The sequence below is a fragment of the Nonomuraea sp. NPDC049400 genome (genome assembly GCF_044466425.1).
Classification (GTDB): Bacteria; Actinomycetota; Actinomycetes; order Streptosporangiales; family Streptosporangiaceae; genus Nonomuraea.
This window is the reverse complement of record NZ_JBITMP010000014.1, coordinates 219,873-232,015: the sequence shown is the minus strand read 5'-3', so window position 1 is coordinate 232,015 and position 12,143 is coordinate 219,873. Positions and strand designations below refer to the sequence as shown.

General features: G+C 71.1%; 11 protein-coding genes. 5 read left to right on the top strand and 6 right to left on the bottom strand.

The annotated features are described in order from the left end of the window. The first annotated feature begins 4 nt into the window (after positions 1-4). Positions 5-1,942 (top strand): NPCBM/NEW2 domain-containing protein, encoded by a 1,938-nt coding sequence (locus ACIBVN_RS24050; RefSeq protein ID WP_397139798.1) that lies wholly within the window; start codon positions 5-7, stop codon positions 1,940-1,942. Between the two features lie 11 nt (positions 1,943-1,953). Beyond that, on the top strand, positions 1,954-3,552 hold the full coding sequence (locus ACIBVN_RS24045; RefSeq protein WP_397139796.1) for a beta-N-acetylhexosaminidase: 1,599 nt from the start codon (positions 1,954-1,956) through the stop codon (positions 3,550-3,552). On the opposite strand, the gene ACIBVN_RS24040 is transcribed toward ACIBVN_RS24045, so the two are convergent. Beyond that, positions 3,549-4,052 carry a DUF2087 domain-containing protein gene (locus ACIBVN_RS24040; protein ID WP_397139794.1) on the bottom strand — a complete coding sequence of 168 codons (504 nt, stop codon included), beginning with the start codon at positions 4,050-4,052 and terminating at the stop codon, positions 3,549-3,551. The genes ACIBVN_RS24045 and ACIBVN_RS24040 overlap by 4 nt on opposite strands. Positions 4,053-4,060: 8 nt before the next feature. Here ACIBVN_RS24040 and ACIBVN_RS24035 point away from each other — a divergent pair, with 8 nt between their 5' ends. Continuing rightward, complete coding sequence (locus ACIBVN_RS24035; RefSeq protein WP_397139792.1) at positions 4,061-4,624, top strand: hypothetical protein; 564 nt, start codon at positions 4,061-4,063, stop codon at positions 4,622-4,624. A 183-nt stretch (positions 4,625-4,807) separates the two neighbouring features. Here ACIBVN_RS24035 and ACIBVN_RS24030 read toward each other — a convergent pair whose 3' ends face one another. From ACIBVN_RS24030 to ACIBVN_RS24020, 3 genes are read right to left on the bottom strand one after another with little or no spacing between them, the layout of a single operon-like run. After that, positions 4,808-7,315, bottom strand: a complete 2,508-nt coding sequence (locus ACIBVN_RS24030) for a DEAD/DEAH box helicase (RefSeq protein ID WP_397139849.1) — start codon at positions 7,313-7,315, stop codon at positions 4,808-4,810. Between the two features lie 32 nt (positions 7,316-7,347). Next, the gene (locus ACIBVN_RS24025) at positions 7,348-7,845 is read right to left on the bottom strand and encodes a GNAT family N-acetyltransferase (protein ID WP_397139790.1); all 498 of its coding nucleotides are present in this window, start codon (positions 7,843-7,845) and stop codon (positions 7,348-7,350) included. Positions 7,846-7,870: 25 nt separating this feature from the next. After that, positions 7,871-9,148: an acyltransferase gene (locus ACIBVN_RS24020; protein ID WP_397139788.1), complete on the bottom strand. Its 1,278-nt coding sequence runs from the start codon at positions 9,146-9,148 to the stop codon at positions 7,871-7,873. 196 nt (positions 9,149-9,344) lie between these two features. Here ACIBVN_RS24020 and ACIBVN_RS24015 point away from each other — a divergent pair, with 196 nt between their 5' ends. Then, positions 9,345-10,580 (top strand): sensor histidine kinase, encoded by a 1,236-nt coding sequence (locus tag ACIBVN_RS24015; RefSeq protein ID WP_397139786.1) that lies wholly within the window; start codon positions 9,345-9,347, stop codon positions 10,578-10,580. Beyond that, a complete protein-coding gene (locus tag ACIBVN_RS24010; RefSeq protein ID WP_397139784.1) occupies positions 10,571-11,218 on the top strand; it encodes a response regulator in 648 nt (215 codons plus the stop codon). The genes ACIBVN_RS24015 and ACIBVN_RS24010 overlap by 10 nt, the downstream gene beginning before the upstream one ends. 70 nt (positions 11,219-11,288) lie before the next feature. On the opposite strand, the gene mihF is transcribed toward ACIBVN_RS24010, so the two are convergent. Further along, positions 11,289-11,594 carry an integration host factor, actinobacterial type gene (gene mihF, locus ACIBVN_RS24005; protein WP_043641121.1) on the bottom strand — a complete coding sequence of 102 codons (306 nt, stop codon included), beginning with the start codon at positions 11,592-11,594 and terminating at the stop codon, positions 11,289-11,291. Positions 11,595-11,697: 103 nt separating this feature from the next. Further along, positions 11,698-12,102, bottom strand: coding sequence for a heme-binding protein (locus ACIBVN_RS24000; RefSeq protein ID WP_397139782.1), 405 nt, complete (start codon positions 12,100-12,102; stop codon positions 11,698-11,700). Positions 12,103-12,143 lie beyond the last annotated feature (41 nt).

Sequence of the window (12,143 nt, the reverse complement as noted above, 5' to 3'; positions counted from 1 at the left end):
TCCCATGCGCATCCTCACGGCCGCCGCCGCGGCGGCCCTGCTCGCCATGCCGTTCGTGCCGTTAGCCGGCGCCGCGGACGCCGCCGCCGGCCCGCCGATGGGCTGGAACAGCCGCTCGCTCGGCTGCTCGGTCTCGGAGTCGTCCGTACGAAAGGCCGCCGACTCCCTCGTGCCCCTCCTCCCGCTCGGCTACCGGTACGTCGTCATCGACGACTGCTGGCTGGCCGCGCAGCGCACGAATGGCGCACTGGCCCCCGACGCCGCCCGTTTCCCCGGCGGCATGAAAGCCCTCGCCGACTACGTGCACGGCAAGGGCATGAAGCTGGGCCTCAACCTGTCGGCGGGCACCAAGGCGTGCTCGGGCGGCGGCCCCGGCTCGTACAAGAGCGAGGCCGCCGACGCCGAGCAGGTCAAGGGCTGGGGCGTCGACTACGTCAAGTACGACTGGTGCAACATCCCCACGGCCGACTTCCCCGGCCAGAACGTGCAGCAGATCGCCCAGACCCTCTACCCGCGCATGCGTCAGGCCCTCGGGACGGACGTCGTGTTCGCCATGAACAACGAGGACGGCAGCACCGTGCCGTGGCTCTGGGGCAAGAGCGCGGGCGCCACCACCTGGCGCACGAACGTCTACAACCGCCCCATCCCCGACGCCTACCCCAACATGGTGGACATCTGGGAGACCAACCAGCTCAGGGCCGAGTACGCGGGTCCGGGCAGCTGGGCCGACCCCGACCTGATCCAGGCCGGGCGCGGCGGGATGACCGAGACCGAGTACCGCACCCAGTTCACGCTCTGGGCGATCGGCGCGTCCCCGCTGTTCCTGCAGGCGGACCCGGCCGCGGCGCCGCCCGCGGTCGTCGCCAACCCCAAGGTCGTCGCGGTCGACCAGGACCCGCTGGGCGCGCACGGCACGTTCGTGAAGACGGACGGCTGGTACCACGTGCTGTCCAAGCCGCTGGCCAACGGCGACCGGGCCATCGCGCTGTTCAACGAGAGCGACCGCGCGGCCACCATCTCGACGACGCTCGGCGGGTCCCGCTACCGGGTCGAGGAGCTGTGGAGCGGCGCGGTCAGCTCTTCCAAGGGCGGGCTTGCTGCCCAGGTTCCCGCGCACGCGGCCCTGCTCTACCGGGTCGCCGAGAGCCGCGAGCAGGCACCGCCGCTGGTGACGTTCGAGGCCGACCCGCCGAAGTTCCTCGGCGACGACCGGCCCTCGGTGCTGGAGCCGGGCAAGACCGGCGAGATCCTGACCAGGGTCACCAACACGGGGGCCACCGCACGCCTGCGCGACGTCGAGGTCTCGGCGCGCGTGCCGGACGGGTGGCAGGCCGCCGCGCGCACGCCCGTCAGGGCCGGCAAGCTGGACGGCGGGGAGACGCTCACCGTGAAATGGGCCGTCACCCCGCCCGCCGGCGCCACGCCGGGGAGCTACGAGCTCACCTTCACGCAGGGCACGCAGACCGCCGTGGCCGTCGTGACCGTCGCCACCGCGCCGGGACCGGGGCGGACCTACCTCAGCGACGTGGCCTGGACCAGCGCCAAGAACCACTTCGGCCCGGTCGAGAAGGACACCAGCAACGGCGACAAGGCGGCCGGCGACGGCAAGCCGATCACCATCGAGGGCGCCACGTACGCCAAGGGCCTCGGCGTGCACGCGCCCGCCGAGATCGAGTTCTACACCGCCGGGCGCTGCACGGCCGTGGAGTTCCAGGCCGGGATCGACGACGAGGTCGGCTCGGCGGGTTCGGCCGGCTTCGAGGTCTGGGCCGACGGCGGCCGGGTCGCCCACTCGGGCGTGCTCACCGGCGCCATGCCCGCCCGCAAGGTAACCGCGTCCGTCGAGGGCGCCAGATATGTCCGGCTGGTCGTGACCAACGGAGGCGACAACGCGACCTCCGACCACGCCGACCTCGCCGACGCCGCCATCACCTGTAAGTAAGGAGTTCGCCGTTGTTGATCGTTCCCAAGCCCGTCAAGCACGAGTCCAGGCCAGGGGCGTTCGTCCTCGGCCGCGAGACCTCGCTGGCCGCCGACCCGGCGCTCGGCGAGGTGGCCGCCTGGCTGCGCGGTGAGCTCGCCCCCGTCACCGGAGGCCAGCTCCTGCCAGGGGGCTCGGGAACGATCAACTTGTCGCTCGGCGATCTGCCGCCGGAGGCGTACCGGCTGACCGTCGGTGCCACGGTGGAGATCGTCGCGGGCGGTCCCGCCGGGGCGTTCTACGGGGCGCAGACCTTCAGGCAGCTCCTGCCGCCCGCCGCCTTCAGGAAGGCCCGGGGCGGGCCTTTCGAGGTGCCCGGCGCGTACGTCGAGGACGCGCCGAGGTTCGGGTGGCGCGGCTGCCTCCTCGACGTCGCCCGGCATTTCATGCCGAAGCGGGACGTGCTCCGCTTCATCGACCTGCTCGCCCTCCACAAGCTGAACGTCCTGCACCTGCACCTCACCGACGACCAGGGCTGGCGGATCGAGATCCGCCGCTACCCGAGGCTGACCGAGGTCGGCGCGTGGCGCAGGGAGAGCCAGACCGGCTGGAACGGCGCCATGGACGGCCGCCCGCACGGCGGCTACTACACGCAGGACGACATCAGGGAGATCGTCGCGTACGCCGCCGCCCGGCACGTCACGGTCGTCCCCGAGATCGACCTGCCGGGGCACACACAGGCCGCCATCGCCGCGTATCCGGAGCTCGGCAACCTGGACACGCCGCTGGAGGTGCGCACCGGCTGGGGCGTCGGCCAGAACGTGCTCAACGTCGAGGACAGCACGGTCAAGTTCTTCCAGGACGTGCTGGACGAGGTGCTTGAGCTGTTCCCCAGCCCGTACGTCGTGCTCGGCGGGGACGAGTGCCGCAAGGACCAGTGGAAGGCGAGCTCCGCGGCGCAGCGGCGCATCGCCGAGCTGGGGCTGCGGGACGAGGAGGAGCTGCAGAGCTGGTTCATCCACCAGTTCGACGCCTACCTGACGGCGCGCGGGCGCCGGCTCGTCGGCTGGGACGAGATCCTCGAGGGCGGCCTGGCGCCCGGCGCGGTGGTCGCCTCGTGGCGCGGCGAGCTGGGCGCGGTGGCCGCCGCCAGGAGCGGCCACGACGTGATCAACTGCTCCAACACGAGCCTCTACCTGGACTATCGGCAGGGGCCGGGGGAGGAGGAGCCGGTGCCGTTCGGGCCGGTGCTCACGCTGGAGGACGTCTACGCCTTCGAGCCCGTGCCCGCCGAGCTGCGCGGCGAACCGGCCGCCGCCCACGTGCTGGGCGCGCAGTGCGGCCTGTGGACGGAGCTGATCGACTCCAGCCGGCACGCGGACTTCATGGCCTTCCCCCGGCTCGCGGCCTTCGCCGAGACGGTGTGGAGCTCTCCAGAACGGGACCTGGACGATTTCCGGGCGCGGCTGGCGGCGCACCTGCCCCGGCTGGACGCGATCGGCGTGGAGTATCGGCGGGCGGAGGGGCCGCTGCCCTGGCAGACCCGGCCGGGCGTGCCGGGGCGGCCGGAGGACCCCGAAGGCTGGCAGGCCAAGCTCGACGCCTGGACCAGCAACCTGAGGTCCCGCTAGATCTCCACGTGCCCGCCGCTGCGCCAGTAGACGTTGGCCTCCCTGGAGAGCAGCCCCTCGTCCACCAGGTAGCGGCGCAGCGCCGCGTAGTCGTCGTGGAAGGCCCGCAGGGCCACGTTCACGTCCTTCTCCGGGTAGCGCACGCCGGGCTCGAACACCATGGCGATGTAGCGCAGCACCACGAGCCGCTTGTCGCGCCGCATCCCCATGGTCGTCAGCCGCCCGTTCACCAGGAACGTGCGCAGCACCCGCTCCTCCTCGCTCAGCTGCTCGGCCGGCTCGGCCCGCGCCCGCAGCAGCTCACGGAAGCGCTCGGGCGTGGCCCGCCACTTGCCGCTCTCGTCGCGCGCCGCCAGACCGCCGCCGGCCAGCTTCTCCAGCGCCTTGGGCGGCAGGCCGTCGGTGTCGCCGAGCACCAGGGAGGCGAAGGCCCGTAACGTGTCTTCCTGGTAGAGCAGCCCGAGGACGCGCCTGATCTCTTCGTCGTTCACCTCTACCATTTTGTCGCATGATCTCAGCCCTGTTACTCGCCGTCTCCGTCGCCATCCCGAACAACTTCCTGCTGTACGAGGAGGCCGCCGCCACCAAGGACAAGAACCCCGAGACGAACTGGACGGCCAGCAGCAAGAGGACGGCCGCCCTCGTCGTGAACCCGTGCGAGAAGGCCGGGCTCGGGCAGAGCGACCGCACGCAGGCCAGGACGCTCATTTACACCGCGGTGCCCGACTACTCCAGGTCGGAGCAGGTGATCCTCTACTCCTCGGCCGCGGCCGCGGGCAAGGCCCTGCGTGACGTGGAGGCCGCCGTCCGCGCCTGCTCCCGATCCGGCTACCGCTACTCCGCCCGCGCGGTGGGCCTCGGTGACAAGGCGCTCAAGGTCACCGGCCAGGCGTACCAGGGCAGGAAACCGGGAATCGGCGGCGAGCGGGCCATCGTGACCCGTCGCGGGAACGCCCTGATCCTCTACACCGTGGCCGGCGAGTGGGGTAAGCCCCGCAAGGACGACTTCGGGCAGCAGGCGCGGGACACCAAGCGCATGCTCGCGAAAATCTGCACCATCGCCGATTGCTGATCGCGGTAAATGTCACGATCTCGGGACACGATCATGACATGACCCCGACGTATCCCGGATGACACTTAATTGACAGGCGTGTGCCGGGGCGCCCTTGCCAGTCCGTTCCGGCACACGGCTTGTCGCTTTTCTGGGGTTGCATTGGGCTTCGGGGGCAGCCCCAGCGCCCCCGGGCGCGGCCTCTCAGAGCCGGTTGAGCCCGATCACGTGGAGCACGGCGCGGCCCTCCTCGTCGGAGGCGGCCAGGTCGACATGGGCGTCGATGCCCCAGTCGCCGTCGCCGGCCGGATCCTTGATCGTCTGCCGGACCTTCCAGAGCCCGCTCTCCTCCTCGATCCGCAGCAGCGCGGGCCCGCGCGCGTCGGCGTCGGTGAAGATCTCCTCGTGGTCGGCGTAGTACGCGTCCAGCGCCGCGCCCCAGTCGACGTCGGGGGCGAGCTCCTCCAGCTCGTCCTCCTTCTCGATGGCGCACAGCTCGACCAGCCGGAACATCGCGTTGCGCACCAGCACGCGGAAGGCCCTCAGGTTGGCCGTGACCGGGCGCACCTTGGTCTCCAGCTGGTCCTTCTGCTCCAGCGCCTCTGCCGGGTTGGTGAGCTTCTCCCACTCGTCGATGAGCGAGGAGTCGACCTGGCGGACCAGCTCGCCGAGCCACTCGATCAGATCGACCAGGTCGTCGGTCTTGAGGTGCTCGGGCACCGTACGCGACAGCGTGCGGTAGGCGTCGGCGAGGTAACGCAGCACCGTGCCCTCGGACCTGGCCAGCTCGTAGAACTGGATGTACTCGCTGAAGGTCATGGCCCGCTCGTACATGTCACGGATCACCGACTTGGGGCTGACCGTGTAGTCGCCCACCCACGGGTGGCCGCGCCGGTAGGTCTCGTAGGCCCCGAGCAGCAGGTCCTCCAGCGGCATGGGGTACATGACCTCGGCCAGCTGCTCCATGCGCTCTTCGTACTCGATGCCGTCGGCCTTCATCTGCGCGACCGCCTCGCCGCGCGCCTTCTTCAGCTGCGCCGACAGGATCTGGCGCGGGTCGTCGAGGATCGACTCCACGATCGAGACGATGTCCAGCGCGTACGACGGCGACTCGCGGTCGAGCAGGTCGAACGCGGCCAGCGCGAACGTGGACAGCGCCTGGTTGAGCGCGAAGTCCTCCTGCAGATCGATCGTCAGCCTGGCCCGCCTGCCCTGCTCGTCGGGCTCGGCGAACTGCTCGACGATGCCGCCCGCCAGCAGCGACCGGTAGATCGCGATGGCCTGGCTGATGTGCCGCCGCTGCCACTTGCGGTCCTCGTGGTTGTCGGTCAGCAGGTGCTTCATCGCCTGGAAGCAGTCGCCCGGCCGGTTGATCACCGCCAGCAGCATGGCGTTGCTGACCTTGAAGCGCGAGTTGAGCGGCTCCGGCTCGGCCTCCTGGAGCTTCTGGAACGTGTCCTCGCTCCAGCCCACGAACCCCTCCGGCGGCTTCTTGCGCGCGTAGCCGCGCCGCCGCTTGGGGTCGTCGCCGATCTTGGCGAGGGCCTTGGCGTTCTCGATGTCGTGCTCGGGGGCCTGGCAGGCGACGTAGCCGATGGTGTCGAACCCGGCCCGGCCAGCCCGGCCCGCGATCTGGTGGAACTCGCGGGCGCGCAGCCGCCGCACCTTGTTGCCGTCGTACTTGGACAGCGCCGTGAACAGCACCGTCCTGATCGGCACGTTGACGCCGACGCCGAGGGTGTCGGTGCCGCAGATGACCTTCAGCAGGCCCGCCTGGGCCAGCCGCTCCACCAGGCGGCGGTATTTCGGCAACATCCCGGCGTGGTGCACGCCGATGCCGTGGCGCACGAGCCGCGAGAGCGCCCGCCCGAACCGGGTCGTGAAGCGGAACCCTCCGATCATCGCGGCGATGGCCTCCTTCTCGGCCTTCGTCGCCATGTTGATGGACATCAGGGCCTGGGCCCGCTCCATCGCCGCCGCCTGCGTGAAGTGCACGACGTAGACCGGCGCCTGCCCGGTCTTGAGCATCTCCTCCAGCGTCTCGTGCAGCGGAGTCATCCGGTACGAGTAGACCAGCGGCACCGGCCGCTCGGCGTGCTTGACCACGGCCGTCGGCCGGCCGGTGCGCCTGGTCAGGTCGCGCTCGAACATCGACACGTCGCCGAGCGTGGCCGACATCAGGATGAACTGCACGTTGGGCAGCTCGAGCAGCGGCACCTGCCAGGCCCACCCGCGGTCGGGCTCGGCGTAGAAGTGGAACTCGTCCATGACGACCTGGCCGATGTCGGCCGCCGCGCCGTCGCGCAGGGCCACGTTGGCCAGGATCTCGGCGGTGCAGCAGATGATCGGCGCGCCCGGGTTGACGCTGGCGTCGCCGGTCATCATGCCGACGTTCTCGGTGCCGAAGACGGCGCACAGGTCGAAGAACTTCTCCGACACCAGCGCCTTGATCGGCGCGGTGTAGAAGGTGCGCTGGTCGCGCGTCAGCGCGGTGAAGTGGGCGCCCGCCGCCACCAGCGACTTGCCCGAGCCCGTCGGCGTGGCCAGGATCAGGTTGCTGCCGGAGACGACCTCGATGAGCGCCTCCTCCTGGGCGGGATAGAGAGTGAGCCCCCGCTCGGAGTTCCACTGCACGAACGCGTCGAAGATCGCGTCGGGCTCGGCGTCGATGTCTTCGGGCAGGCGGTCAACGAGTAGGCTCACGCTCTCTATCCTGCCGAAGTTTGCCGGGTGGTCGAACCGCTCTATCCGAGAGAAAGCTGGAACAGCGCCGTGTCGATCCAGCGTCCGTGCTTGAATCCCACCGCCCGCAGCCGCCCGACCTCCTCGAACCCGAACGCCTTGTGCAGCCGCGCCGACGCCGGGTCTCCCGAGTCCGCGATCACCGCGATCATCTGGCGGGCGGACGACTCACCGGCCTTCTTGATCAGCTCGCCGAGCAGCAGCCTCCCGACCCCCCGTCCCGTGCAGCCGGGCGCCAGGTAGATCGTGTCCTCGACCGTGTGCCGGTAGGCGGGCTTGGGACGGTACTGGGCGACGTAGGCGTACCCGGCGACCGCGCCGTCCACCTCGGCCACCAGGAACGGCAGTCCCGCGCCCGTGATGCCGTCCGCCTTCGCCCGCCACTCCTCCAGCCCGGGCGGCGTCTCCTCGAACGTGGCCACGCTGCCGGTCACGTAGTGGGCGTAGATGTCGGCGACGGCTGGGAGATCGGCTTCGACGAGGCCCCGGATGTTCGTCATGGCCGTATTGTGCACGACCCGGGCTTCACGCCCGCGCCCGCGGTGCCGTCATCAGCAGCCCGCCGAGCAGGGCGAGCACCGCGAGGAACGGCCCGCCGCCGGGCGCGAACCCGCCGGCCGTGAGCGTCAGCACCCCGCCGCCGACCAGCACGACCGCCGCGAGCGTGCCGCCCCACCCGGCCTGCCCGTACGGCAGCGCGGGCGGCGTCTCGAACCTGGCGAACCCCTTCAGCAGCGGCCACATGACCAGGCACAGCAGCCCGAACCAGAGCGGCCAGCCCGCCAGCCAGAACGCGCTGCCGGGGCGCGGCGTGTCGATGCCCAGCAGGACCACGACCACGCCGGTCACCACGAACAGGGCCGGCATGTGCCACAGGTACACGGTCATGATCCGCGGGCCCGCCCAGGCCAGCAGGCGCTGTGTGGGCAGCCGCACGAGCCACGGCCGCAGCAGCGCGGCCAGCCCGATCTGCCCGATCCCGACGGCCAGCATGGCGAGGGTGGGCGGGGCCATGTTCGACACCTCGGCGCCCGGCAGGCCGATCATGCTGCCGGGGTACGGGCCGTACGCCACCAGCAGCGCCGCCACGCCGAACCCGCCCAGAGCCAGTGCCCACGGGCGGCGCAGCCGGCCCTCGGCGTAGAAGAAGCCGAGCTGGTGCACCGCCATCCAGACGAACACGACGTTCAGGTAGCCCAGCGCGTCGAACCCGCTGGAGAAGCGCAACAGGTCCGTCAGCACCGCCCCGGTCGCCAGTGACACGGGGACCAGCACGCCGTACCTCTCGTGCAGGCGCAGCGCCAGCGGCGTGGCCGTGACGGCGATCAGGTAGACGGCGAGGAACCACAGGAGCTGGCCGGTCAGCCGCGCGCCCACCTCCAGCGGCTGCTCGGGCACGCCCAGCGTGAGCAGCACGTGGGGGAGCGGGATCCACACCGCGGCCAGCGGCAGCAGCGGCCAGGCCAGCCGGCGCAGCCGGGCCGCCAGCCACCGCTGCGGGCGCCCGCCCGAACGGCCGAAGCTGATCGCGTTCGCCGCGCCGCCCGCGAAGAACACCAGAGGCATGACCTGGCTGAGCCACGTCACCACCCACACACCCGGCGTCGACAGCGCGTTGCCCGTCGCGAGCCGGCCGCCGTCGTAGGTCAGCACGGGGATCGTCCAGTGCTGGAACACGATCAGCGCCATGCCGAAGACACGCAGCAGGTCGATGAACGGATCCCGCACCGCTGTGCGCGCGCCCGCCGTGCGGCGCGGCCGCTGTTCGACCGGGGCGAGGGGGCGGTCCAGCAGGACGGTCATGGGGGGCCTCGATTTCGCAGGGAGTGGATGGCTCAAGGCTCCCGTCGCAGGCGCTCGCGCACATTGCCGCTCGCCGCCCTCTTCAGGTCGAGATCACGTCACCCCGGGCGGTAGGGCTGGCCCTACCCCCACACACCTGTGCACCCGCTCGTCTCGCACGATCAAAGGTCCTACCGTGAACTCCATGCGCTCCCGGATGAGGCGTGTCCTTCTCGACACCCGTTACACGCTGGTCGGCTTCCCCACGGCCGTCATCGGTTTCGTGATCATGATCGCCGGCTTCGCGGCCGGCGTGGCCACCACGGTCGTCTGGGTGGGCGTGCCGCTGCTGGCCGGCACGCTGCTGGCCGCGCGGGGCTTCGCCGACGCGGAGCGCGGCTGGTTGTCCGACGTGCTCAAGCGGCCGCCCGTACGGCCCCGCTACAAGCCCGCCCCGCCCGGCGCGGGCCGCTTCCGCCGGATGGTCAACCCGCTGACCAGCGGGCAGTCCTGGCTCGACCTGCTGCACGGCATCCTGAACCTGCCGCTCGCGATCCTGGCGTTCGCGCTCACCATCACGTTCTGGGCGGCCACGCTGGTCGGCCTGACCTACCCCCTGTACGGCATCATCACCTCGCGCATCGAGGGCAACACCGAGCTGCCCGAGCTGCTCGGCCTGGGCAGTGGCTACACCGTCAACTCGATCTTCTACGTCTCCCTCGGCCTGGTCTTCGCGCTGCTCCTGCCGTTCGTCGTGCGCGGCGCCGCGCTGCTGCGTGCCGGGCTGGGCCGGGCGCTGCTGACCGGCGTGGCCGAGCTGCAGGAACGCATCGACGACCTGGCCGAGGGCCGGGCCGCCGCCGTCTCCGCCGAGGCCAACGCGCTGCGCAAGCTGGAGCGCGACATCCACGACGGGCCGCAGCAGCGGCTGGTCTCGCTGGCCATGGAGCTGTCCAGGGCGCAGCGGCAGTTGTCCAAGGATCCCGAGGCGGCGCAGGCCACGATCAAGTCGGCCATCACCGCCACCAGGGAGACGCTCGACGAGCTGCGCGCGCTCTCGCGCGGCATCGCGCCGCCCATCCTGTCCGACCGCGGCCTCGCGCCCGCGCTGGCCGCCCTGGCCGGGCGCTGCACGGTCCCCGTCGATCTGGACGTGCAGACCGTCGAGCGCTACCAGGCCGCGGTGGAGAACGCGATCTACTTCGTCTGCGCCGAGACCCTCACCAACGTGGCCAAGCACAGCCGCGCCACCACGTGCACCGTCCAGCTTGCCCGCATAGGTGACGCTCTCGTGCTCACGATCGGGGATGATGGGGTCGGCGGCGCACACGTCGCCAAGGGACACGGTCTCGCCGGGCTGGCCGACCGGCTCCGTGCCGTTGACGGGGAGCTCGAGGTGCAGTCGCCGGACGGCGGGCCGACGTTGATCGTGGCGGAGGTGCCGTGCGGGTAGTCGTGGCCGATGACGCGGTCCTGATCAGGGAGGGCCTGGTCAGGCTGCTGGAGGAGTTCGGTTGCGAGGTGGTCGCGACCGTCGGTGACGGCGACGGCCTCGTGGCGGCGGTCGCCGAGCACAAGCCGGACGTGTCGGTGGTCGACGTGCGCATGCCGCCGTCGTTCACCGACGAGGGGCTCAGGGCGGCCGTGGAGGCGCGGCGCAGGGTGCCGGGGACGCCCGTGCTGATCCTGTCGCAGTACGTCGAGGTCTCCTACGCCGACGACCTGCTCGCCGACGCCCGGGGCGCGGTGGGCTACCTCCTGAAGGACCGGGTCGTCGACGTGGACGAGTTCCTGGAGGGCCTGCGGCGGGTGGCCGCGGGCGGCACGGTGTTCGATCCGCAGGTGGTGTCCCAGTTGATGGTGCGCAGACGCAAGGACGACCCGTTGGCGCAGCTGACGCCGCGGGAGCGGGAGGTGCTCGGGCTGATGGCCGAGGGGAGGTCCAATCCGGCCATCGGGCGGCAGCTCGTGATCAGTGACGGGGCCGTGGAGAAGCACATCCGGAGCATCTTCAACAAGCTCGGCCTCTACGCGGAGGACAGCGACCAGCATCGGCGGGTGCTCGCCGTACTGACCTATCTGCGTTCCTGACCACTCCCGGCCCGGCGGGGGGCTGGCCGGTCCGCGCGGCGCCGCGCGCGGACCTGGCCGCTCGGCTGATTTAGCCGAGCGCGTCGACCAGCTTCTTGCGCTGCTGGGCGCCCAGGCCGCCGAGGCGGCGCTTCTCGTCGACGCCGGCCTCCTCCATCAGCGCGGTGGCCTTGGCCGGACCGACGCCCTTGACGGCGCGGAGCGCCTGGGAGACCTTGATCTTCTTCGCGATGTCGTCGTCGCGCTCCAGCAACTGAGCGAACGTCAGCTCGCCGGCCTTGACCTTGGCGAGCAGAGCGGTGCGGGCGGCGCGGGCCTCGGCCGCCTTGGCCAGAGCCGCCTGACGCTGCTCGGGGGTGAGAGTGGGAAGTGCCATCTCAGTTCTCTCCTCGGGGAGTTTTACGTTCGGGTTCTGTTACCCGTGGTGCAGTGGCTAATCATGGCGGATACCAGCGGTTCGTGTTGCGGAAAGCGCCCTCTCACCGTGTCCGCCACACTTCGCCGGCCGCTTCCGCGCACACCACGTCCTGCGCGACCGTGCCCCCGCTGACCCCTATGCCGCCGACCACGCGCCATCCCTCACCGTGGTCCGCCCAGAGGGGGATGCCGCCTGCGACGCACACGAAACCCTCCGGCGGCAGGCCCTGCAGGTCCCCTCCTGGAGCCGTCCGCGCGGCCAGCTCCGCGGTGGACCCGCGCAGGGCCACCGAGGTGTACGCCTTGCCCTGCGCGAGCACCGGGCCGGCGATGCCCGCACCCTCCATACGCTGGAAAGACACCAGATGCCCGCCCTCGTCCACGACCGCCACGGAGATCGCCACGCCTTCGCGGACCGCCTGCCTGACGGCCGCCTCGGTCATGCGGAGCGCGAGTTCCAGATTCACGCGTGCTTCCCTCGGGTCCCTGAGGTCGTGGTGGGTTCTCC

Coding starts and splice junctions, on each gene's coding strand:
- ACIBVN_RS24050 (WP_397139798.1), top strand. CDS start 5: ATGCGCATCCTCACGGCCGCCGCCGCGGCGGCCCTGCTCGCCATGCCG.
- ACIBVN_RS24040 (WP_397139794.1), bottom strand. CDS start 4,052: ATGGTAGAGGTGAACGACGAAGAGATCAGGCGCGTCCTCGGGCTGCTC.
- ACIBVN_RS24035 (WP_397139792.1), top strand. CDS start 4,061: ATGATCTCAGCCCTGTTACTCGCCGTCTCCGTCGCCATCCCGAACAAC.
- ACIBVN_RS24025 (WP_397139790.1), bottom strand. CDS start 7,845: ATGACGAACATCCGGGGCCTCGTCGAAGCCGATCTCCCAGCCGTCGCC.
- ACIBVN_RS24020 (WP_397139788.1), bottom strand. CDS start 9,148: ATGACCGTCCTGCTGGACCGCCCCCTCGCCCCGGTCGAACAGCGGCCG.
- ACIBVN_RS24015 (WP_397139786.1), top strand. CDS start 9,345: ATGAGGCGTGTCCTTCTCGACACCCGTTACACGCTGGTCGGCTTCCCC.
- mihF (WP_043641121.1), bottom strand. CDS start 11,594: ATGGCACTTCCCACTCTCACCCCCGAGCAGCGTCAGGCGGCTCTGGCC.